This is a genomic window from Streptomyces sp. NPDC005408 (assembly GCF_040606445.1).
Classification (GTDB): domain Bacteria; phylum Actinomycetota; class Actinomycetes; order Streptomycetales; family Streptomycetaceae; genus Streptomyces.
In genome coordinates this window covers 82669-104193 of the sequence record NZ_JBEXEX010000017.1, presented here as the reverse complement: position 1 = coordinate 104193, position 21525 = coordinate 82669, and the positions used below count along the sequence as shown (strand labels likewise).

Annotated in this window: 19 protein-coding genes and 3 tRNA genes; 10 read left to right on the top strand and 12 right to left on the bottom strand. The window is 70.1% G+C overall.

The features are described 5' to 3' along the window. The first annotated feature begins 177 nt into the window (after window positions 1-177). The gene (locus tag ABZS64_RS18500; protein ID WP_307662491.1) at window positions 178-429 is read left to right on the top strand and encodes a DUF3073 domain-containing protein; all 252 of its coding nucleotides are present in this window, start codon (window positions 178-180) and stop codon (window positions 427-429) included. An 85-nt stretch (window positions 430-514) separates the two neighbouring features. On the opposite strand, the gene purM is transcribed toward ABZS64_RS18500, so the two are convergent. Next, the gene (gene purM, locus ABZS64_RS18495; protein ID WP_355830268.1) at window positions 515-1582 is read right to left on the bottom strand and encodes a phosphoribosylformylglycinamidine cyclo-ligase; all 1068 of its coding nucleotides are present in this window, start codon (window positions 1580-1582) and stop codon (window positions 515-517) included. Between the two features lie 33 nt (window positions 1583-1615). Continuing rightward, window positions 1616-3133, bottom strand: coding sequence for an amidophosphoribosyltransferase (purF, locus tag ABZS64_RS18490; RefSeq protein WP_355830266.1), 1518 nt, complete (start codon window positions 3131-3133; stop codon window positions 1616-1618). 144 nt (window positions 3134-3277) lie between these two features. On the opposite strand from purF, the gene ABZS64_RS18485 reads away from it, so the two are divergent. Next, window positions 3278-3442 carry a putative leader peptide gene (locus ABZS64_RS18485; RefSeq protein ID WP_355830263.1) on the top strand — a complete coding sequence of 55 codons (165 nt, stop codon included), beginning with the start codon at window positions 3278-3280 and terminating at the stop codon, window positions 3440-3442. A gap of 129 nt (window positions 3443-3571) precedes the next feature. On the opposite strand, the gene ABZS64_RS18480 is transcribed toward ABZS64_RS18485, so the two are convergent. The 5 genes from ABZS64_RS18480 to purS all read right to left on the bottom strand — a co-directional run bounded on the left by ABZS64_RS18480 (window position 3572) and on the right by purS (window position 8517). After that, entirely contained in the window at window positions 3572-4396 is an 825-nt protein-coding gene (locus tag ABZS64_RS18480; protein ID WP_355830261.1) for an META domain-containing protein, read from the bottom strand. A gap of 66 nt (window positions 4397-4462) precedes the next feature. Then, window positions 4463-5254, bottom strand: coding sequence for a sterol carrier family protein (locus ABZS64_RS18475; RefSeq protein WP_355830258.1), 792 nt, complete (start codon window positions 5252-5254; stop codon window positions 4463-4465). A gap of 94 nt (window positions 5255-5348) precedes the next feature. Continuing rightward, window positions 5349-7598: a phosphoribosylformylglycinamidine synthase subunit PurL gene (gene purL, locus ABZS64_RS18470; RefSeq protein ID WP_355830255.1), complete on the bottom strand. Its 2250-nt coding sequence runs from the start codon at window positions 7596-7598 to the stop codon at window positions 5349-5351. Continuing rightward, window positions 7595-8275 carry a phosphoribosylformylglycinamidine synthase subunit PurQ gene (gene purQ / locus ABZS64_RS18465; RefSeq protein ID WP_355830253.1) on the bottom strand — a complete coding sequence of 227 codons (681 nt, stop codon included), beginning with the start codon at window positions 8273-8275 and terminating at the stop codon, window positions 7595-7597. The genes purL and purQ overlap by 4 nt, the downstream gene beginning before the upstream one ends. Further along, window positions 8272-8517, bottom strand: a complete 246-nt coding sequence (gene purS / locus ABZS64_RS18460) for a phosphoribosylformylglycinamidine synthase subunit PurS (protein ID WP_078076409.1) — start codon at window positions 8515-8517, stop codon at window positions 8272-8274. The genes purQ and purS overlap by 4 nt, the downstream gene beginning before the upstream one ends. A 291-nt stretch (window positions 8518-8808) precedes the next feature. Here purS and ABZS64_RS18455 point away from each other — a divergent pair, with 291 nt between their 5' ends. From ABZS64_RS18455 to ABZS64_RS18420, 8 genes are all read left to right on the top strand, one after another. Further along, on the top strand, window positions 8809-9144 hold the full coding sequence (locus ABZS64_RS18455) for an Lsr2 family protein (RefSeq protein ID WP_355830248.1): 336 nt from the start codon (window positions 8809-8811) through the stop codon (window positions 9142-9144). Window positions 9145-9244: 100 nt separating this feature from the next. Beyond that, window positions 9245-9316 (top strand) — tRNA-Gly (locus tag ABZS64_RS18450). 80 nt (window positions 9317-9396) lie between these two features. Then, a tRNA-Gly gene (locus tag ABZS64_RS18445) sits at window positions 9397-9469 on the top strand. Between the two features lie 141 nt (window positions 9470-9610). Further along, window positions 9611-10537, top strand: a complete 927-nt coding sequence (locus ABZS64_RS18440; protein ID WP_355830246.1) for an ABC transporter ATP-binding protein — start codon at window positions 9611-9613, stop codon at window positions 10535-10537. After that, window positions 10534-11310 carry an ABC transporter permease gene (locus tag ABZS64_RS18435; RefSeq protein ID WP_355830243.1) on the top strand — a complete coding sequence of 259 codons (777 nt, stop codon included), beginning with the start codon at window positions 10534-10536 and terminating at the stop codon, window positions 11308-11310. Before ABZS64_RS18440 ends, ABZS64_RS18435 begins: the two co-directional genes overlap by 4 nt. Before the next feature lie 67 nt (window positions 11311-11377). Continuing rightward, complete coding sequence (locus tag ABZS64_RS18430; RefSeq protein ID WP_355830241.1) at window positions 11378-12592, top strand: histidine kinase; 1215 nt, start codon at window positions 11378-11380, stop codon at window positions 12590-12592. Next, window positions 12589-13206 (top strand): response regulator transcription factor, encoded by a 618-nt coding sequence (locus ABZS64_RS18425; protein ID WP_355830238.1) that lies wholly within the window; start codon window positions 12589-12591, stop codon window positions 13204-13206. Before ABZS64_RS18430 ends, ABZS64_RS18425 begins: the two co-directional genes overlap by 4 nt. A 22-nt stretch (window positions 13207-13228) precedes the next feature. Next, window positions 13229-13301, top strand: a tRNA-Gly gene (locus ABZS64_RS18420). A gap of 48 nt (window positions 13302-13349) precedes the next feature. On the opposite strand, the gene ABZS64_RS18415 is transcribed toward ABZS64_RS18420, so the two are convergent. From ABZS64_RS18415 to ABZS64_RS18395, 5 genes are all read right to left on the bottom strand, one after another. Beyond that, window positions 13350-14249 carry a phosphoribosylaminoimidazolesuccinocarboxamide synthase gene (locus ABZS64_RS18415; protein WP_355830236.1) on the bottom strand — a complete coding sequence of 300 codons (900 nt, stop codon included), beginning with the start codon at window positions 14247-14249 and terminating at the stop codon, window positions 13350-13352. Between the two features lie 123 nt (window positions 14250-14372). After that, window positions 14373-15830: a N,N-dimethylformamidase beta subunit family domain-containing protein gene (locus tag ABZS64_RS18410; protein ID WP_355830233.1), complete on the bottom strand. Its 1458-nt coding sequence runs from the start codon at window positions 15828-15830 to the stop codon at window positions 14373-14375. Window positions 15831-16036: 206 nt separating this feature from the next. Beyond that, the gene (locus tag ABZS64_RS18405) at window positions 16037-17689 is read right to left on the bottom strand and encodes a hypothetical protein (RefSeq protein ID WP_355830230.1); all 1653 of its coding nucleotides are present in this window, start codon (window positions 17687-17689) and stop codon (window positions 16037-16039) included. Between the two features lie 213 nt (window positions 17690-17902). After that, a complete protein-coding gene (gene purD / locus ABZS64_RS18400; protein ID WP_355830227.1) occupies window positions 17903-19156 on the bottom strand; it encodes a phosphoribosylamine--glycine ligase in 1254 nt (417 codons plus the stop codon). 59 nt (window positions 19157-19215) lie between these two features. Beyond that, the gene (locus ABZS64_RS18395) at window positions 19216-21453 is read right to left on the bottom strand and encodes a DNA polymerase III subunit gamma and tau (RefSeq protein ID WP_355830224.1); all 2238 of its coding nucleotides are present in this window, start codon (window positions 21451-21453) and stop codon (window positions 19216-19218) included. Between the last annotated feature and the right edge of the window lie 72 nt (window positions 21454-21525).

Genomic DNA, 21525 nt, shown 5'->3' with positions numbered 1-21525 from the left:
GGGCTCCTCGCGGGTTCTGCGAAGTGGCGCGTCATGCGGGCGGCGTACCGTATGGCCGCGGAAGCAGGTACCGTTGAAGCCCTACGGACCGGTCTCTCCACGGAGAGCCCGTTCCGAATCATGAACGCGTGTCAAGACTCTGGGGCCGTCGAGCCCCGTCACCGAGGGGGTCGAGCCATGGGGCGCGGCCGGGCCAAGGCCAAGCAGACAAAGGTCGCCCGCCAGCTGAAGTACAACAGCGGCGGGACTGACCTGTCGCGTCTGGCCAACGAGCTGGGCGCATCGCCTTCGAGTCAACCACCGAACGCTGAGCCGTTCGAGGATGACGACGAGGAAGATGACCCGTACGCACAGTACGCGGATCTGTACAACGACGACGATGACGAGGACGACGAGTCCGGTCCGTCGTCGCAGCGCCGCGGCGCTTGACGTACGTACACCTCAAAAAAGCATTGCCACGTGACCCGGTCAGGGGCGTTCGCCCCGGACCGGGTTTCGCGCTGCCCCTACGGGCTCAGTTCGCGTAGTCCCCGGTCAGGGTCGCACCGGTGGTGTGCTCGCCGCGCTCGGTGATCTCACCTGCGACCCAGGCATCGACGCCGCGGTCCGCGAGCGTGGTCAGCGCCGCGTCCACCGACTCCTCGGGGACGACGGCGATCATGCCCACGCCCATGTTGAGCGTCTTCTCCAGCTCCAGGCGCTCGACCTGACCGGCCTGGCCGACGAGATCGAAGACCGCGCCGGGCGTCCAGGTCGAACGGTCGACGATCGCGTGGAGATTGTCCGGGATCACCCGGGCGAGGTTGTTGGCAAGACCGCCGCCGGTGACATGGCTGAAAGCGTGCACCTCGGTGGTCCGGGTGAGCGCCAGGCAGTCCAGCGAGTAGATCTTGGTGGGTTCGAGGAGCTCCTCGCCCAGCGTCCGGCCGAAGTCCTCGACCTGCTGGTCGAGAGACATCTTCGCCCGGTCGAACAGGACATGGCGGACCAGCGAGTACCCGTTGGAGTGAAGGCCGGAGGACGCCATCGCGATGACCGCGTCACCCGTACGGATACGATCCGCGCCCAGCAGACGGTCGGCCTCGACCACTCCCGTACCGGCGCCGGCGACATCGAAGTCGTCCTCGCCCAGGAGACCGGGGTGCTCGGCGGTCTCGCCGCCGACCAGCGCGCAGCCGGCCAGCACACAGCCCTCGGCGATGCCCTTGACGATGGCGGCGACGCGCTCGGGGTGGACCTTGCCGACGCAGATGTAGTCGGTCATGAAGAGCGGCTCGGCACCGCAGACGACCAGGTCGTCGACGACCATGCCGACGAGGTCGTGGCCGATCGTGTCGTACACGCCCATCTTGCGGGCGAGATCGACCTTTGTGCCGACGCCGTCGGTGGCGGAGGCGAGCAGCGGACGCTCGTACCGCTTGAGGGCGGAGGCGTCGAAGAGACCGGCGAATCCGCCGAGGCCACCGAGGACCTCGGGGCGCTGGGTCTTCTTCACCCACTCCTTCATCAGCTCGACGGCGCGGTCGCCCGCTTCGATGTCGACGCCCGCGGCTGCGTAGCTGGCACCAGTGGTCTCAGACATGGGGTTGAGAGCTTTCGTGTCGTACTGCAGGGATTACGGGCGACGGAGCGCGTCGGCGGCGTCGGAGCCGCCCGCCAGCTCGGTCTCCAGAAGCTGCTTGCCGAGCAGCTCGGGGTCCGGAAGGTCCATCGGGTACTCGCCGTCGAAGCAGGCGCGGCACAGATTCGGCTTGGCGATGGTGGTCGCCTCGATCATGCCGTCGATGGAGATGTACGAGAGCGAGTCGGCGCCCAGCGACTTGCCGATCTCGTCGATCGACATGCCGTTGGCGATGAGCTCGGCGCGGGTCGCGAAGTCGATACCGAAGAAGCAGGGCCACTTCACCGGCGGGGAGGAGATCCGGATGTGGACCTCGGCGGCGCCGGCCTCGCGGAGCATCTTGACCAGGGCGCGCTGGGTGTTGCCGCGGACGATCGAGTCGTCGACCACGACTAGTCGCTTGCCCCGGATGACTTCCTTGAGGGGGTTCAGCTTGAGGCGGATGCCCAGCTGGCGGATGGTCTGGGACGGCTGGATGAAGGTGCGGCCCACGTAGGCGTTCTTCACCAGGCCGGAGCCGTAGGGGATTCCGCTGGCCTCGGCGTAGCCGATGGCGGCGGGGGTGCCGGACTCCGGCGTCGCTATGACCAGATCCGCCTCCACCGGGGCTTCCTTGGCGAGCCTGCGGCCCATCTCAACTCGGGAGAGATAGACGTTCCGGCCGGCGATGTCGGTGTCGGGGCGGGCCAGGTAGACGTACTCGAAGACACAGCCCTTGGGCTTCGCTTCCGCGAAGCGGGAGGTGCGCAGACCGTTCTCGTCGATGGCGATGAGCTCGCCCGGCTCGATCTCGCGGACATAGCTGGCACCGCAGATGTCGAGGGCGGCGGACTCGCTCGCGACGACCCAGCCGCGGTCGAGGCGGCCGAGGACGAGCGGGCGGATGCCCTGCGGGTCACGGGCGGCGTACAGGGTGCCCTCGTCCATGAAGACGAGGGAGAAGGCGCCCAGGACGTCCGGGAGGACCTTGGCGGCCGCCTCTTCTATGGTCAGCGGCTTGCCGTCGTCGTCGACCTGGCCCGCGAGGAGCGCGGTGACCAGATCGGTGTCGTTGGTGGCGGCGACCTGGGTGGCCCGGCCGTTCTCCTTGGGGAGAGCCGCGACCATCTCGGCGAGGTGGGCGGTGTTGACGAGATTTCCGTTGTGGCCGAGTGCGATCGAGCCGTGGGCGGTGGCCCGGAAGGTCGGCTGAGCGTTCTCCCACACGGAGGCACCCGTGGTCGAGTAGCGGGCGTGACCGACCGCGATATGACCCTGGAGGGAGCCGAGAGATGTCTCGTCGAAGACCTGAGAGACCAGGCCCATGTCCTTGAATACGAGGATCTGGGAGCCGTTGCTCACCGCGATTCCCGCGGATTCCTGGCCTCGATGTTGGAGGGCGTAGAGCCCGAAGTAAGTGAGCTTCGCGACCTCTTCGCCCGGAGCCCAGACACCGAAGACGCCGCAAGCGTCCTGGGGGCCTTTCTCACCGGGGAGCAGGTCGTGGTTGAGTCGTCCGTCACCACGTGGCACGGCACCGAGTGTAGGCGAGATCGACCACTGGTCCGAATTGGGGATGCTCAGGTGGCTCGTCCGGGGGGTGGCCCGGAGCGCTGCTGACCACAGTGCGGGACGCTCGTTGACAGGTACGCGGGGGGTCGTGGAGGGTCGTGGACCATGCCGCCTCTTGGTGACCGGACGGTCACGCTGGTGGAGCGCCGACACGTTGACCTGGTCCGTGTCGCCGGCGCGATCTGTAGCTGCGCGCGCCGAGTGGGCGATAAGTCCTCTTTGAAACCGGCCCCTCCCCATCGGGACGGGCCCGGATCCGCATGCGTGTGAACCCTCCCCGCGGGCGTCAGGGGCAACCTCAGCGTTGCCCATGTCACACCTGTCGTGCCTCCCGAGCGTGCGGGTTCCGGGTCGGCGTGGGAGCGGACCGACGCCGGGCTGCTCCCGTATCCCGCCTGATCACTTCCTCAGAAAGGCGGGCTCCGACGACGCCGCCAGTCCCTTGCCGCTCTCCGCGGTGAGGGACAGGCTGTTGTGCTGGAGTTTGTACGTCACCTTGCCCTCCAGGACCTTCAGCAGATGGCTCTCCACCGTCATCGCCGTGCCGGTGCACATCTTCCGGGTGGTGGCGAGCCGGTCGAAGGTGATGGTGGAGCCGGAGATCTTCGCGGTGCTGGTGAACGTGTTGCAGCCGAGGCTTCCGCGTACGGAACCGTCCTTGCCGAAGGTCATGTACGCCTTCTTCTCGGTGCCGGCGGGCAGCGAGGACGCGGTGTCGCCGGTGACGAGGGAGTTCACGGTCCACTTGGTGCCGACCAGCGGGGCCGACTTCTGCGCGCTGAGGGCGATGGAGTCGCCCTTCTCGGTGGTCAACGTGAGCCTCCCGTCGGTGATCTTCGCCTTGAGCTTGCCGGAGAAGGCGGCCCGCAGTGCGTCCTCGAAGCTCATGCGGTTCTTGTCGCAGGCCATCTCGGTCTGAACGGCATTGCCCACGGTGATCGTGTCGCCGTCGATCGTGACGTCCGCCCCGAAGCTGTTGCAGCCGAAGCTGCCCCCGGCGTGGCCCTTGGGGCCGATCTCGACATGCGCGCCCTCGGGGGCCGGCGACTTCTTGCCGCCGACGGTCACGCTGTCAACAGACCAGTGGACGCCGGTGAGGGGCAGATCGGTCGAGACCGAGCCGCCGCCGTCGCCGGATCCCGAACCGGAACCGGTTTCCGTGCCGCAGGCCGCGAGGGCGAGCAGCGCCAGGGCGGTAACAGGAATGCTCAGCTGGTTGCGCATACCGATTCGACGGGGCTGGCCTGGCTCTGGTTCCCCTGCTTTCCCCCGGCCTTCCCCCACTCTCGTTCAGCCCAGGATCGGGAGCAGCGCGGAGAGATCGGCGCGCTCCCCGCTCGCGCTGACCTTCGCGGCATCGAGCGCCGCGGCCCATCCCGCACGCCCGGTGGCGAGGCGGATCCAGGTCAGTGGATCGGTCTCGACGACATTGGGCGGGGTGCCCCGGGTGTGCCGCGGGCCTTCGACGCACTGCACGACGGCGAACGGCGGCACACGCACCTCGGTGGAGCCACCCGGCGCCTTCACCGCGAGCGCGTCGGCGAGCAGACGGGTACAGGCGGCGAGTGCCTGCCGGTCGTACGGGATGTCGAGCCCGGTCGCATCGCTCAAGTCATCGGTGTGGACGATGAGTTCGACGGTACGGGTGACCAGGTAGTCGCCGAGCCGCATCGCGCCGACGCGGGTGGCGAGCAGCCGGTCGTCGGGGGCGGCGGGCAGGAGTTCGGTGATCCGGGCGGCGGTTCGCGCGTACAGCTCGGGGGGCTCGGCGCTCGCCGCGATCTCCTTGCTGTCCTCGGAGATGCTCCCGGCGTGCTTGACGGTCGCGAACGGCCAGTCCAGCAGCTCGACTTCCACGGCAACGGGCGCGGGCTGCTCCAGACACCGGCTGACCGCACCGACGGCCATGGTGATGTGCCCGGCCAGGTCACGCACGGTCCAGTCCCCGAGCCGGGTGGGCAGGGCCAGCTGTTCGGGCGTGAGGGTGCCGACCGCCTGGCGTACGTGCTCGAACTGGGTGAGGACGGCGGTACGGATCTTCGCGGAGTCGTAGCTGCGGGTGCGCTTCTTGGCCGGTGGCATGAGACCGACAGTAAACGGTGGGTACGACAAGCAGCAGGTGACGGGAAAGCCCCCGCCCGGATGATCCGGACGGGGGCTCCCACAGGGCTGTGCGTCAGACCAGCAGACCGGGGATGGTCTCCTCGTGAGCCGTACGGAGCTCGTTGAGCGCGATGCTGAACTCGCCCTGCACATCCACTTCGTCGCCGTCCACGACACCGATACGCGTCACGGGCAGACCCCGCGCCCCGCACATGTCGTTGAAGCGGAGCTCCTCGCTGCGCGGCACCGATACGACCGCGCGCCCCGCCGACTCGCTGAACAGGAAGGTGAAGGCGTCCAGACCGTCGGGGACAATCAGCCGCGCGCCCGTACCGCCGCGCAGGCACGACTCGACGACGGCCTGGATCAGACCGCCGTCCGACAGATCGTGCGCCGCGTCGATCATGCCGTCGCGGGAGGCCGAGATCAGGATCTCGCCGAGCAGCTTCTCGCGGTCCAGGTCCACGGCCGGCGGCAGTCCGCCGAGGTGGTCGTGGATGACCTGGGACCAGGCCGAGCCGCCGAACTCCTCACGCGTGTCGCCGAGCAGGTAGAGGAGCTGGCCCTCTTCCTTGAAGGCGATCGGCGTACGGCGGTTGACGTCGTCGATCACACCGAGGACAGCCACGACGGGCGTCGGGTGGATCGCCACCTCGCCGGTCTGGTTGTAGAGCGAGACATTGCCGCCCGTGACCGGGGTGCCGAGCTGGAAGCAGCCGTCCGCGAGACCGCGCGTGGCCTCCGCGAACTGCCACATGACGGCCGGGTCCTCGGGCGAGCCGAAGTTCAGGCAGTCCGAGATGGCGAGCGGCTTGGCGCCGGACGCCGCGACATTGCGGTACGCCTCCGCCAGCGCGAGCTGCGCGCCCGTGTACGGGTCGAGCTTGGTGTACCGGCCGTTGCCGTCGGTCGCCATGGCCACACCCAGGTTCGACTCCTCGTCGATCCGGACCATGCCCGCGTCCTCGGGCATCGCGAGCACGGTGTTGCCCTGCACGAAACGGTCGTACTGGTCGGTGATCCAGGACTTCGACGCCTGGTTCGGCGATGCGACCAGCTTGAGTACCTGCTCACGCAGTTCCTCGGAGGTCGCCGGCCGGGGGAGCTTGTTCGCGTCGTCGGCCTGGAGCGCGTCCTGCCACTCCGGACGGGCGTAGGGACGCTCGTACACCGGGCCCTCGTGGGCGACGGTCCGCGGCGGTACGTCGACGATCTGCTCGCCGTGCCAGAAGATCTCCAGCCGCTCGCCCTCGGTCACCTCACCGATGACGGTGGCGATGACGTCCCACTTCTCGCAGATCTCCATGAAGCGGTCGACCTTGTCGGGCTCGACGATCGCGCACATGCGCTCCTGCGACTCGCTCATGAGGATCTCCTCGGGCGAGAGGGTCGCGTCACGCAGCGGGACGGTGTCGAGCTCGACGCGCATACCGCCCGAACCGGCGCTCGCCAGCTCGGAGGTGGCGCACGACAGACCGGCGCCGCCAAGGTCCTGGATGCCCGCGACCAGCTGCTCCTTGAAGATCTCGAGCGTGCACTCGATGAGGAGCTTCTCCTGGAAGGGGTCGCCGACCTGGACGGCGGGGCGCTTGGCGGGACCGGTCGACTCGAAGGTCTCGGAAGCCAGGACGGACACGCCGCCGATGCCGTCGCCGCCCGTGCGGGCGCCGTACAGGATGACCTTGTTGCCGGGGCCCGACGCCTGCGCGAGGTGGATGTCCTCGTGCTTCATCACGCCGATGCAGCCCGCGTTGACCAGCGGGTTGCCCTGGTAACACTCGTCGAAGACGACCTCGCCGCCGATGTTCGGCAGGCCGAGACAATTGCCGTAGCCGCCGATACCCGCGACGACACCCGGCAGGACGCGCTTGGTGTCGGGGTGGTCGGCCGCGCCGAAGCGCAGCGGGTCGACGACCGCGACCGGGCGGGCGCCCATCGCGAGGATGTCGCGGACGATGCCGCCGACGCCGGTGGCCGCGCCCTGGTAGGGCTCGATGTAGGACGGGTGGTTGTGCGACTCGACCTTGAAGGTGACCGCGTAACCCTGGCCGACGTCGACGACGCCCGCGTTCTCACCGATGCCGACGAGCATGGCGTCGTTCTCGGGAACCTTCTCGCCGAACTGCTTCAGGTGGACCTTGCTGCTCTTGTACGAGCAGTGCTCGGACCACATGACGGAGTACATGGCGAGCTCGGCGCCGCTGGGACGGCGGCCGAGGATCTCGCGGATGCGCTCGTACTCGTCCTGCTTGAGGCCGAGTTCCTTCCAGGGCTGCTCGACGTCCGGGGTCTCGGCCGCGTGCTTGACCGTGTCCAGGCTCATGCGTTGACCAGCTTCTTGAGGATCGAGGTGAAGAAACCGAGGCCGTCGGTGCGGCCCGTGCCGATCAGGGGCTCGACGGCGTGCTCCGGGTGCGGCATCAGACCGACGACATTGCCGGCGGCGTTGGTGATGCCCGCGATGTCGCGGAGCGAGCCGTTCGGGTTGAAGTCGATGTAGCGGAAGGCGACCCGGCCCTCTGCCTCCAACTCGTCGAGCACGCGCTCGTCGGCGACGTACCGCCCGTCCATGTTCTTGAGCGGGATCCGGATCTCCTGACCGGCGGCGTAGTCCGCGGTCCAGGCCGTTTCGCTCGTCTCCACCCGCAGCTTCTGCTCACGGCAGATGAAGTGCAGATGGTTGTTCTGGAGCATGGCGCCCGGCAGCAGATGCGACTCGGTGAGGATCTGGAAGCCGTTGCAGATGCCGAGAACCGGCATACCCGCCTTGGCCTGGTCGATGATCGTCTCCATCACCGGCGAGAACCGGGAGATGGCTCCGGCGCGCAGATAGTCGCCGTAGGAGAAACCTCCGGCGAGTACCACGGCGTCGACCTGCTTGAGGTCCTTGTCGCGGTGCCAGAGCGAGACGGGCTCGGCGCCGGCGAGGCGGACGGCACGGAGGCTGTCCTTGTCGTCGAGCGTGCCGGGGAAAGTGACGACTCCGATACGAGCGGTCACGATTCCACCTTTACGACGAAGTCCTCGATGACGGTGTTGGCGAGGAACGTTTCGGCCATCTCATGGATGCGGGCGAGGGCGGCCTCGTCGACCGGCCCCTCCACCTCCAGCTCGAAGCGCTTTCCCTGACGTACGTCCGCGATTCCGTCGAATCCGAGACGCGGCAGTGCACGTTGTACTGCCTGTCCCTGGGGGTCGAGGATCTCGGGCTTGAGCATGACGTCGACTACGACGCGTGCCACGGGCACTCCCGGTGGTGTGTTGCGAGGGCGGTTCCCTCAGCGTACCCGCCCGAAAAATCTACGCGGGTAGATATCCGGAGAAGGCCCGGGGAAAATCCCGGGAAAGAATCCCACCCGCCATTGCCTCGGACACGCGCATGTAATTGGCTGGGCTTCACAATGCGACGCCTGCCGCTGTACAAAGGAATACAGAGGAAAGCGCCATTGCCCCTCAGCAGCCGGGAAGCCGGTATCGCCGCCTGTCAGTACGCATGTCAGAACGGTGATACCGCAGGGAAAGGACCGATATCCGTGGCTCAGCGAGTAGTGGTCACGCTCTCCGACGACATCGACGGCGGAGTTGCGGCGGAAACGGTCGCGTTCGCCCTGGACGGGAAGTCGTACGAGATCGACCTCAATCCCTCCAATGCAAAGAAACTGCGCAAGGCCCTGGCCCCGTACGTGGCGGCCGGCCGGAAGCAGACAAATGCCGGGAAGCGTGACAAGTCCCGCGTCACCTACCGGCACACCGCGCTCGAGCCCGCCCCGGCGGCCGTACGGGCCTGGGCGCAGTCCAACAAGATGGACGTGCCGGCCCGAGGACGGATCCCCAAGGCGGTCTACGCAGCCTTCCGCGAGGCCAGTTGAGAGCCGCGCGCGGATCGGAGTTGCACTGCACCCCCGCTGTTCGGCTAGAGTCTGGAGCACGCCGAGGGGCGAGGCCAGGAGGCCGAACCTCACGCAGCGTGCGGGTGTAGTTCAGTAGCAGAACATCCCCCTTCCAGGGGGAAGGCGCAGTGTGCAATTCCTGTCACCCGCTCTGCATCGCTTTACCGGTCACTGAAGTCGATCAGGTAGAGTGGTGGACGCACCGCCCAGTGAGAGCTGAGCGGCAGCAATGCGGACGTAGCTCAGTTGGTAGAGCGCAACCTTGCCAAGGTTGAGGTCGCCAGTTCGAACCTGGTCGTCCGCTCAAGAGGAAAAGGCCCCGGTCATCGCGACCGGGGCCTTTTTCGTATGCCCTTCGTATGCAACCGGCACCGATGACATTTGTCATGAACAGCGGTGACAGCCCGCACTGCCCGGCGGCCAGGCCCGGCGGAAGCCTTGAGTCATGACCACAGACCAGTACGTCATCGAGGCCGAGGGGCTGCGGCGGACCTACGCCGGCGGCTTCGAGGCAGTGACCGGGATCTCCTTCTCCGTGGCACGCGGCGAGATCTTCGCCCTCCTCGGGACCAATGGCGCGGGCAAGACCTCCACGGTCGAGCTGTTGGAGGGCCTCGCCCCGCCCGACGGCGGACGGGTGCGGGTCCTCGGCCACGATCCGCACCGCGAGCGCGCCGCCGTCCGGCCCAGGACCGGCGTGATGCTCCAGGAGGGCGGCTTTCCCTCCGACCTGACCGTGGCCGAGACAGCCCGGATGTGGGCAGGGTGCACGACCGGGGCCCGGCCGACCGGTGAGGCGCTGGAGCTGGTGGGGCTCGGCGGGCGCTCCGGCGTACGGGTCAAGCAGCTGTCGGGCGGCGAGCGGCGGCGACTGGATCTGGCGCTCGCACTGCTCGGGCGGCCCGAGGTGCTCTTCCTCGACGAGCCGACGACCGGCCTGGACGCGGAAGGGCGGTACGACACCTGGGCGTTGGTGCGGGCACTGCGGGACGGCGGCACGACCGTGCTGCTGACCACGCACTATCTGGAGGAGGCCGAGTCCCTGGCCGACCGGCTGGCGATCATGCACCGGGGGCGGATCGTGAGCACGGGGACCCCTGCCGAGGTGACGGCTGCCCGGCCGGCCCGCATCAGGTTCGTGCTGCCCGAGGGGGTGGCGGCGGGGCGGCTGCCGCTCTCGCTGCGGGCTGCGGCGGACGGCCGCCGGATCGAGATCCGTACGCACCAGTTGCAGCAGGCGCTCGGTGAACTGCTGCTGTGGGCACGTGAGTCGGACGTACGCCTGGAGGCGCTGGATGCCCGGTCGGCCACGCTCGAAGAAGCTTTCCTCGACATCGCCCAGCGGCAGGAGCGGCTGGTGGACGCCCGATGAATACGACCGTGGTCGCCGTGACAGGACGGCTGAAGGCGCTCGGGCGGGCCGAGCTGACCCTGCTCGTCCGCAATCGCTCGGCGCTCGCCGTGGCGCTGTTCGTGCCGGTGGCGATGATCGGGGCGATCAAGGCCTCGCTCGACCCGCTCGATCCCGAAGAGGCCGGGATGAGCGTCCCGGAGGCCGCGATGACCGGCGGCATCGGTATGACGCTGATCATGGTCGTCTACACCAACCTCGTCTCGGCGTACACGGCCCGGCGCGAGGCGCTGGTGCTCAAGCGGCTGCGCACGGGCGAGGCATCCGATCCGGAGATCCTCACCGGGATCGCGCTGCCCGCGGCAGTCCTGGCGCTCGCGCAGTGCGCGGTGATGGTCGTAGCCGGGGTCGTGCTGCTCCGCCTGAAGGTGCCTGTGCGGCCCGAACTGCTCGTCGCGGGCGTGCTGGTGGGGATGGTCCTGCTGAGCGCGCTGGCCGCGGCGACATCCGCCTACACCAGAACCGTGGAGAGCGCGCAGATCACCACCTTGCCGGTGTTCCTGGTGTCCATGATCGGCTCGGGCCTCTTCATCCCGCTGGAGGTCCTGCCCCAGAAGATGGCTTCACTGTGCGAACTGCTGCCGATGACCGGGGTGGTGCAGCTGGTGCGAGCCGGCTGGCTGGGCGGGGCGCAGACGTACGACCTCCTTGGTGCCGCGCTGAACGCACTGGCCTGGACGGTGCTCGCGGTGTTTGCTGTGGTCCGGTGGTTCCGCTGGGAGCCGCGGCGCTAGGGAGTGTCGTCAAAGTAGCGTCGTCCGCCCGCCGGGCAGACGGGACTTTGACGACACGACCTTGGAGGTGTCTGTGCGGGTGAAGGGCTGGAGCGGTCGCAGCGGTCTTGCCAAGGTGGATCTGTACACGCGCGGCACGGTCCATCTGATCGTGTGGGTGGGGGTCCTCGGGCTGACCCTGCTGCTGCTGGCCCGGCCGGTTCGCGAGGACGGGCAGCAGGCGCTGGTCGTGACCGCCATGCTGCTCGCGCTCGCCGAAGGGGTGCTCTGCGGACGCCTGGTACGGCACGCGATGGACGCCTATCTGGGGCAGGGGCAGGTGCCCCGGAGGCTGGTCGCGTGGGCGGCGGCGGCGACGGCCGCGGCGACGGCCGCCGTGGTGGTGCTGGCGGCCATGGTCGATCTGACGGGGCAGCTGCCGACGATGCTGGCTGCGGCGCTGGCGCCGTTCCTGACCGTCCACTGTCTGCTCGTACCGAACCGGACCACGGCTCTGATCCAGCTGGTGGTGCTGGCCGTGATCTGCGGGCTGGTCCCGCTGACCGGCCGCAGCGCCGACGAGGTGCTGTTCACCGTCGCGACCGTCGGCTTCGTGAACGGATGGATGGTCTTCACGGCCCGCGCGTCCATGTGGGTGCTGGCGGTGATGTGGGAGCTGCGGGAGGCCCGGGACGTACAGGCGCGGCTTGCGGTCGCTGAGGAACGGCTGCGGTTCGGACGGGACATGCACGACGTCTTGGGGCGGAATCTCGCAGTGATCGCGCTCAAGAGCGAGCTCGCGGTGCAGCTGGCCCGGCGGGGCAGGGCAGAGGCGGCGGACCAGATGACCGAGGTGCAGCGGATGACCCATGAAGCGCAGCAGGAGATACGGGAGCTGGTGCGGGGCTATCGCGATGTCGATCTCGGCGTCGAACTTCAGGGCGCGCAGGGGGTGTTGGAAGCGGCCGGGATCGACTGCCGGACAGAGGGCGGCGACGGAAGCGAGCTGCCGGCCCGGATCCAGTCGGCGCTCGGCTGGGTCGTACGGGAGGCGACGACGAATGTGCTGCGGCACGGGGACGCGGCGCACTGTGTGATCCGGCTGGCGGGTACGGCCGATCATGCGGTCCTGGTCGTCGAGAACGACGGCGCGCCGGAGCCCCACTCCGGCGCGGGCGGCTCCGGACTCGCCGGGCTGCGGGAACGGCTGATGGCGCTGGACGGCTCGCTGGATGCGGGCCCGGCGGGCGAGGGCCGCTGGCAGCTCACGGCGAAGGTGCCGCTTCCCCGGGAGGAACGATGACCACACCACCCGTACGGGTACTGCTCGCCGATGACGAGCATCTGATCCGTGGCGCGCTGGCCGCGCTGCTCGCCCTCGAAGACGATCTTGTGGTGGTCGCCGAGGCCGCCTCGGGGACCGAGGCCCTCGCGATGGCGAGGGCACACCGGCCCGATGTCGCGGTCCTCGATCTGCATATGCCCGCCCCGGACGGTGTGAGTGTGGCCACATCGATACGGGCCGAACTGCCCGAGTGCCGAACAATGATCGTGACGAGCCACGGACGGCCCGGACACCTCAAAAGAGCGCTGGCAGCCGGCGTGCGGGGCTTTGTCCCGAAGACCGTCAGCGCCCGGCGGCTGGCGGAGATCATCCGTACCGTCCACGCCGGAAACCGCTATGTGGACCCGGAGTTGGCAGCCGACGCGATCTCCGCGGGGGACTCCCCGCTGACCGTCCGGGAGGCCGAGGTGCTGGAACTGGCGGCGGACGGGGCGCCGGTCGCGGAGATCGCGGAGCGGGCCTCGCTGTCGCAGGGGACCGTGCGGAACTACCTCTCGTCGGCCGCCTCCAAGCTGGGGGCCGAGAACCGTCATACGGCAGTGCGTCTCGCCCGCGAGCGAGGTTGGGTATAGTGGTCTCCGCGCTACGGCGCATGCGGACGTAGCTCAGTTGGTAGAGCGCAACCTTGCCAAGGTTGAGGTCGCCAGTTCGAACCTGGTCGTCCGCTCAGATCAAGAAGGCCCCGGTCATCACGACCGGGGCCTTCTTCGTGTGCCTACTGCCAGGTCTGACCGGTGAGGAGCTCGTACGCCTCGATGTACTTGGCGCGGGTCGCCTCGACGATCTCCTGCGGCAGCGCGGGCGGCGGCTGCTCGCTCTTGCGGTCCCAGCCGGAAGCGGGCGAGGTCAGCCAGTCCCGGACGTACTGCTTGTCGTACGACGGCTGGGCGCGGCCCGGCTCCCAGGTGGCGGCCGGCCAGAAGCGGGAGGAGTCCGGGGTCAGCACCTCGTCGGCGATCACGAGCTCGTCCCCGTCGTAGCCGAACTCGAACTTGGTGTCCGCCAGGATGATGCCCCGGTCGCGGGCGATGTCACGGGCCCGGCTGTAGACGGCGAGGGTCGTCTGGCGCAGCTGGGCTGCGGTCTCCGCACCGACCTGGCGGGCGACCTCCTCGTAGCTGACGTTCTCGTCGTGCTCGCCGACGGCCGCCTTGGTGGCGGGCGTGAAGATCGGGGCGGGGAGCTCGGAGCCGTCGCTCAAGCCCTCGGGCAGCGCGAGACCGCAGACCGTGCGGGACGCTTGGTACTCGACGAGGCCGGAGCCGGTGAGATAGCCGCGGGCGACGCACTCGACCGGGACCATGCGCAGCGACTTGCAGACGAGGGTGCGGCCTGCCCAGTCGGCGGGGGCGCCTTCGGGGAGGTCAGTGCTCAGGACGTGGTTCGGGACCAGGTCCTCGAGGCGCTCGAACCACCACACCGAGAGCTGGGTGAGCACCCGCCCCTTGTCGGGGATCTCGGTGGGCAGCACCCAGTCGTAGGCGGACATGCGGTCGCTGGCGACCATCACGAGGTCGCCCGCCTCGTTCTGGTACAGGTCGCGCACCTTGCCGGTGTGCAGATGTACCAGGCCCGGCACCTGAAGCGGCTCGGGCTTTTCGACGAATCCGGACACGGTTCCTCCCCGTGGTGGAACAAGAGGGGCGCCCCGAAGGGGCACAAGTAGGGCGGTGGTGGGAGACGGGTGGGCCAACGCGTCCGATTGTCCCGTACGCGGGATGGACCGGCTCGTACGGGGTCAGTCGCGCTTGCAGATGCGGTCGAGGAGGTTCGCTGTCGCCCGCTGAACACGGGTGTCGACATGGCCGGGGCGGTCCAGCGCCGGGGACCAGGCGAAGGTCCCGGACGCGAAGACGAGGGCGCCGGAGGGTGCGCGGTACAGGGAGGTCTCCTGGTGGCGGGTGGAGCCCTCACTGTCCTGGTAGGGGGAGTGGGCGAGCAGGATGCGGCCCTGGTGCTCGGGCAGGGCGGTGCGCGGGAAGTACCGGTCGGCCTCGCCCGCGACCAGGCCCGGGAGCTCGTCGCCCTCGTCGGCGCCGGTGGCCTCCCAGAGCCAGTGATCGGCGTTCCGTACGACCAAGGGGTGCGGCTCGGGGACCCGTCCTGCGTACTGGATGCCGAGGAGCTGCTGCTCGGCCCGGTCGATCTCGCGCCACAGGGCCGGTTTTCCGGGGGAGTGGCGTTTGCGGCAGGTCAGCAGACGGTCGGGGACGCCGGAGGGCGCCGGGCCGAGCTCGACCTGCCAGTACATGGTGTTGGCGGAGAGGAAGACGAGCGAGGTGCCGCCGTCGCGGGCGCACTCCACGGTGCGGCGCATGGGGGCCGACCAGTACTCGTCGTGGCCCGGGAAGACCAGTCCGCGGTAGCGGGTGGGGTCGACGCGGCCGGCGTGGAGGTCGCGGGTGTCGGCGTAGGCGAGGTCGTAGCCGTACCGCTCCGCCCAGCGGATGAAGTCATAGGCGTGGCCGACATGGAGGGGCAGGCCCGCGCCCGCGTACGGGCGGTCGAAGGAGACCGTGATGGCGGCGTCCTCCTCGCCGAGCAGGCGGCCCCTCTCGTCCCACGCGTGGTAGAGGCTGGCGCCGGTGCGCCCGTCCTCCGGATAGAGGTTGTACGCCTGCCAGGTGATGTCCGGGAGGAGCAGCAGGAGGTCGGCGGGGTGGTCGTCGCGGACGGTGAAGGGGATGTGGGAGCGGTAGCCGTCGGCGGTGGTGAGCACGGCGACGTACGCGCCGATCGCCCAGTAGGAGGGGATCTGCAGCCGCCAGGAGAGCCACCAGTGGTGGCAGGAGACGGTGCGGTCGGCGGTGAGCGGGGGTGGCTGGACGATGCCGGACAGGCGCGGGCTGGTGGTGATCTTGGCTGCTCCGTCGCCCGCGTAGTGCCCGATGCGGTAGATGTCGACCGAGAACTGCTGGGGCGGGTCCACCGTGATGTGGAAGTCGATCGCCTCGCCGGGGGCGGCGGCGCCGGTGGACGCAAAGCCCTTGATCTGCCTGCGTACGTCGTCGGCGGTGCGGGGGCCGCGGGCGCTCTTGCCGCGGTCCGGGTCCGCGTACCAGGGAACGACCTGGCCCGTGTCGTCGAAGTAGTGCTCGCTGCCGCGGAGCCAGGGCAGAGGGCCCTGGCCGAAAGGGTCCGTGACGGCGTGGGCGAGGGCGCCCGATTCCCACCGCCGGATCTGCTCCGCCCCCATGCTGCGCCCTCCCTCGATGCCCCCGGGTCCCTTGATGCGCCGACTCCTGTCAGCGCCGGTCTCCAGCACATCACATAACGCACGCGCTCCGTCACCGTTCGTCGCGAATTGACGTGAGCGGAAGGGGATGTTCCGGGTGAGGGGGATGTATTGCCCGTTGCGAGCGGAGGGAAGGGCTCGTCCCGGACCGTCGCGGCCCGGCGCCGTCAGACCAGACGGACCGGTTTTTCCGGGCGGACGCCGAGGGTGGAGAGCCAGCTGCGCAGCGGGGCCGCGTCGCCGTCCTCGGTCAGGCTCAGGACGGGGGTGGACAGATCCGCGCGGCGTTCACCATTGATCATGAGCGCCGGGCCGTCGAGCCAGTCGAGGCCCGGGGCCGCGCCCGCCGTGTCGACGGCGGCGCAACAGACCATCGCGGTCACATGGTCGGCGAGCAGCTCCCGGCCCGTACGGGGCGGCTGGAGAGGGAAGAGCGGGAGCGGGTCCGCGCCCCAGCCGTTCAGCGCGCCCCCCGGGCTCTTCGCGTCTCCCGGGCTCTTGGGTACCGGCGGAACCGCCGCCTCCTCGCGGGCGACCTCCGCGCTGATCCCGGCCGCCAGAGTCTCGCCGGCCTCGGCGCCCCGGCCCGACAGATGGTCCATCACCCGGGTCAGCGTCGGCCCGTCCGGGCCGGCCGACGGCGGTACGCCCAGCTCGTCGAGCACCCGGTGCAGGCGGGCCGCTTCCGTACGCCACTTACGGTCGACGACCTCTTCCGGATACTGCTGCCAGTCCACCGGCGACCAGTCGGGTCCCGCCTCGGCCGGGCCGCCGTGGAAGAGGCGCGCGGCCAGCAGGGAGGCGGCCTCGTCGATCGTGCCGGGCTCTTCAAGCAGGTCGCAGGCGGGGCGCTCGCCAAGACGGGAGGCGAATCCCTCGGCGAGACGGTCGCGCCGCGAGAGCTCGGTCAGGGCCGAGACGACGCCCGCGTCGAGGCGGGACGGCCAGCGGCCCATGCGCCAGGCGGGCAGCGCGACCCTGGTCAGCAGCCGGTCCCAGCCCGCATAGGCGAGGCCGACCTGCTCCTGGGCGACGATCCGCAGGCCGTAATCCACAGCCTGTGCACGCTCGGACGCGGCCGCCGCGACACCACGCTCCATCTCGGAGGCGGGCGCCTGACAGCTGTGGAGCAGCAGCCGGGTGGTCCCGCCGACGAAGCCGAGCGCCGCCTTGCGTATCGGCCCCTGCTCCGGGGCTGCCGCGACCGCGACCGCGGCGTCCAGACCCCGTACGAAGCGGCGGGCCGCGGCTATGTCGGGGTGTGCGGAAGGCGACGTACCCGCGACGACCGGTGCCAGCACGGCCCGCAGCTCGGCGACGCGCATCCACCACAGGAACGGCGAGCCGATCACCAGCACGGGCGCCTCGGTGGTGCGGCGCCTGCTTCCGCCCCGTATCGCATGGGCCGGGTGCGTACGGTCCTCGAGCCAGCTGTCGCAGTCCGGGGTGAGCGCCAGCGCGGAGGGCGCGGGCACCTCAAGACGCTCTGCCAGGTCCCGCACCAGCCGGTACAGATCCGGGGCCGTCCGCTCCGAGAGCTCGACGGTGGGGCTGAGGGCCGGACGGGCCCGGACGATCACGGCCGCGACCGCCGCGGCGAGCAGCAGCACGATCACCGCGAAGACCGAGACGACCCAGCGCGCCGTGTCCCAACTCCCGCCGTTCATATGTCCCGTGGCATCGCCCGCGAACAGCACGACCGCGACGGCTGCGGGCAGCAGCGCCACGGCCAGCGCCCTGCTGCGCACACGCAGCACGGCGAGGGCTCGCGAGCGCGCGGTCAGCGCACCCAGCGACTCACCGATACCGGTACCGGACACGGTCCGACCTCACCCCCTCTGCCCTGCGACGGGTGTTGCTCACTCCCCCACTGTGGCACCCGCCACTGACATCGCAATGCCGGTGGGCCATGTGCCGGAACGCCTGCGCCGCACCCTAGTTGGGCCTTCGGCGGGCGTCATCCGGATGGCTCAGCCGTCACTCGATGGAATGGCTTTAGGCAAAGGTGATGACGGTCCTCAGGGCCTAGAGGTTCACTCCCCGGCGGCCTTCCGTGCGATGTCCGTACGGTGCTGCGAACCGTCGAGACGGATCCGGGCCACCGCCCGGTACGCGCGCTCACGCGCCTGCGACAGGTCCTTCCCGGTCGCGGTGACCGAAAGGACGCGGCCGCCGGCGCTCACGATCGCGTCGCCGTCCCGCTTCGTCCCGGCGTGCAGGACGTACGCGTGGGGCGCATCCTGGGCCGCGACCTCGTCCAGGCCCTCGATCGGATCGCCGGTGCGCGGGGTTTCCGGGTAGTTGTGCGAGGCGACGACCACGGTCACGGCGGCGTCATCACGCCACCGCAGCGGCGGCTCGTCGTCGAGGGTGCCGTTGGCGGCGTTGAGCAGCAGGCCCGCGAGCGGGGTCTTGAGGCGGGCCAGGACCACCTGGGTCTCCGGGTCGCCGAAACGGGCGTTGAACTCGATGACCCGTACGCCGCGGCTCGTGATGGCGAGGCCCGCGTACAGCAGCCCGGCGAAGGGCGTGCCACGGCGGTGCAGCTCGTCGACGGTCGGCTGGAGGACGGTGGCCATGACCTCGTCGACCAGCTTGGGGTCGGCCCACGGCAGCGGGGAGTACGCACCCATGCCGCCGGTGTTGGGGCCCTCGTCGCCATCGAGGGCCCGCTTGAAGTCCTGGGCGGGGGCGAGCGGGAGAACCGTCTCGCCGTCGGTGATGGCGAAGAGGGAGACCTCGGGCCCGTCGAGGAACTCCTCGATGACCACGCGGCCGCCGCAGGCCAGGGCGTGCTCGCGGGCCTTCTCGAGGTCGCCGGTCACGACGACGCCCTTGCCGGCTGCGAGGCCGTCGTCCTTGACGACGTACGGAGCGCCGAAGGCGTCGAGAGCCTCGTCGATCTCCTCAGGGGTCGTACAGACGTAGCTGCGGGCCGTGGGCACTCCGGCCGCCGCCATGACGTCCTTGGCGAAGGCCTTGGAGCCCTCGAGCTCGGCCGCCTCGCGGGAGGGGCCGAAGCAGGGGATGCCCGCGGCCCGTACGGCGTCGGCGACCCCGGCGACGAGCGGTGCCTCGGGCCCGACGACGACGAGTCCGGCCTCCAGCTCGGTGGCGAGCCGCGCCACGGCCGCACCGTCCAGCGCGTCGACCGGGTGCAGCTCGGCGACCTCGCCGATGCCTGCGTTTCCGGGCGCGCAGTGCAGTGCGGTGACGTCGGGATCGAGGGAGAGAGAGCGGCACAGGGCGTGTTCGCGGGCGCCGCCGCCGATGACGAGGACCTTCACGGCAGCCAGCCTAACCGCCGGGGTGGCCGATCTTGTACGGGCCTCCGAGCGGCCTCCCCCTACTCGTTCGTGTATTCCTCCACGACCGTGGCGCCGAGCTCGCGCACGATCACGTCGATGCCGGAGAGCGCCGAGTCGACCAGATCGGGGTCGTCCTCCTCCGGCACATCGTCCTCGGGGGCGACCGGGGGCGGGCTGTGCACGGCGGCGGGTCGAGGGGGCTCGGCGGCGAACGCCTGCCGGGAGGGCGACTGGGGAGCCGCTTGCGCGGGCCGGGGCGCCGGGGCCGCGGGTGCCTGGGCGGGAGCTGCGGCCTGCGGGGCCGGGGCCTGCGGGGAGGGGGCGGACGTTCCGCGGCCGCCGCCGTAGCCACTGCCACCGCCGCCGAAACCGCCGCCCCCGAAACCGCCACCGCCGCCGGACGGGGGCTGGGCTCCGCCGCCGGGGCCGCCGGTACCGCCCGAGGGATCGATGATCGCCTCGACCTTCCACTGCACGTTGAACTGCTCGGACAGCGCCTGCTTCAGCACTTCCTCGCTGCCGCTGCTCGCGAAGTTGTCCCGGGCTCCTGCATTGATGAATCCGAGCTGGAGCGTGGTGCCGTCGAAGCCCGCCACCTGGGCGTTCTGGCTGAGGAGGATCCAGGTGAAGCGGCGGCGGTTCTTCACCGCTTCCAGGATGTCCGGCCACATGTTCCGTACCTGGCCGGCGCCCTGGACCATGCCGGGGCTCGCCGCGGCGGGGGTGGGAGCAGCTGCGGCCGGTGCCGGAGCGGGGGCCGCGGGCTGTGCCTGCCCACTGCCCTGTCCCGGGGCCGACGCGGTGGGCCATCCGCCGGGCCGCCGCCCGGCCTCGGGCGCGGCCGGGGATGCGGCCGACGCCCCAGCCGCGGCGGGCCAGGCCCCGGGGCGCTGCCCGGCGGGCTGCTGCTCGGCGGGAGGAGCGACCGGCGCGGGAGCGGGAGCCGGGGCGGGGGCGGGGGCTTCGACGGGCGAGGGCTGTGCGTGCTGTGCCTGCGGCACGGACTGGGCGGGCGGCGCGTGCTGGACGGGCGGCGCGTGCGGCACCGGTGCGTGAGCCTGGGCCTCAGGCCCCGGGACGTACCCCATCGCGGGCCCCGGACCGCCGGTCGAGAACGTGGCCCCCCGCTCCAGCCGGTCGAGCCGCGCCTGCATCGACCGCTCGTCGTCGAAGGCGGCGGGCAGCAGCACCCGCGCGCAGATCAGCTCCAGTTGCAGCCGTGGCGAGGTGGCGCCACGCATCTCCGTAAGCCCCGTATTGACCAGATCCGCGGCCCGGCTCAGCTCGGCCGCGCCGAAGACGGACGCCTGCGCCTGCATCCGCTCGACCACATCGGCCGGGGCGTCGATGAGCCCTGTCGTCCCCGCGTCGGGCACGGCGGCCAGGATCACCAGGTCCCGCAGCCGCTCGAGGAGATCGGCGACGAAGCGCCGCGGGTCGTTGCCGCCCTCGATGACCGTGTTCACGACCTCGAAGGCCGCGGCCCCGTCGCCCGCCGCGAAGGCGTCCACGATCGAGTCGAGCAACGACCCGTCCGTGTACCCGAGGAGGGCGGTGGCCATGGCGTACGTCACACCTTCCTCGGTCGCGCCCGCAAGCAGCTGGTCCATGACGGACATGGAGTCACGCACGGACCCCCCGCCCGCCCGTACGACGAGCGGCAGCACACCGTCCGCGACCGGGATGTCCTCCTTGCCGCACACCTCGCCCAGGTAGTCGCGCAGCGTCCCCGGGGGCACCAGCCGGAAGGGGTAGTGGTGCGTACGCGACCGGATGGTGCCGATGACCTTCTCCGGCTCGGTGGTCGCGAAGATGAACTTGAGATGCTCCGGCGGCTCCTCGACCACCTTCAGCAGGGCGTTGAAGCCCTGCGGGGTGACCATGTGCGCCTCGTCGATGATGTAGATCTTGTACCGGCTGCTCGCCGGACCGAAGAAGGCCTTCTCGCGGAGATCACGCGCATCGTCCACACCACCGTGGGAAGCGGCGTCGATCTCGATGACATCGATCGACCCCGGCCCGTTCCTCGCGAGGTCGCGGCAGGACTGACACTCGCCGCAGGGCGTGGGCGTGGGCCCCTGCTCACAGTTCAGACAACGGGCGAGGATGCGCGCACTGGTCGTCTTTCCGCATCCGCGCGGCCCGCTGAACAGGTACGCGTGATTGACCCGGTTGTTCCGCAGGGCCTGCTGCAGCGGGTCAGTGACATGCTCCTGCCCGATGACCTCGGCGAAGGACTCGGGGCGATAGCGGCGGTACAGCGCAAGGGACGACACGCCTACGAGGTTATCGGGGCCCACTGACAAGCGGCGCCGCCCTCAGCCCCCCGGCGCCCACGGACTCGTACG

What these genes read in the sequence shown, in the direction of transcription:
- ABZS64_RS18500 (WP_307662491.1), top strand. Translation starts at nt 178, where the DNA reads ATGGGGCGCGGCCGGGCCAAGGCCAAGCAGACAAAGGTCGCCCGCCAG.
- ABZS64_RS18485 (WP_355830263.1), top strand. Translation starts at nt 3,278, where the DNA reads ATGCCGCCTCTTGGTGACCGGACGGTCACGCTGGTGGAGCGCCGACAC.
- ABZS64_RS18480 (WP_355830261.1), bottom strand. Translation starts at nt 4,396, where the DNA reads ATGCGCAACCAGCTGAGCATTCCTGTTACCGCCCTGGCGCTGCTCGCC.
- ABZS64_RS18435 (WP_355830243.1), top strand. Translation starts at nt 10,534, where the DNA reads ATGAATACGACCGTGGTCGCCGTGACAGGACGGCTGAAGGCGCTCGGG.
- ABZS64_RS18440 (WP_355830246.1), top strand. Translation starts at nt 9,611, where the DNA reads ATGACCACAGACCAGTACGTCATCGAGGCCGAGGGGCTGCGGCGGACC.
- ABZS64_RS18475 (WP_355830258.1), bottom strand. Translation starts at nt 5,254, where the DNA reads ATGCCACCGGCCAAGAAGCGCACCCGCAGCTACGACTCCGCGAAGATC.
- purM (WP_355830268.1), bottom strand. Translation starts at nt 1,582, where the DNA reads ATGTCTGAGACCACTGGTGCCAGCTACGCAGCCGCGGGCGTCGACATC.
- ABZS64_RS18425 (WP_355830238.1), top strand. Translation starts at nt 12,589, where the DNA reads ATGACCACACCACCCGTACGGGTACTGCTCGCCGATGACGAGCATCTG.
- purL (WP_355830255.1), bottom strand. Translation starts at nt 7,598, where the DNA reads ATGAGCCTGGACACGGTCAAGCACGCGGCCGAGACCCCGGACGTCGAG.
- ABZS64_RS18410 (WP_355830233.1), bottom strand. Translation starts at nt 15,830, where the DNA reads ATGGGGGCGGAGCAGATCCGGCGGTGGGAATCGGGCGCCCTCGCCCAC.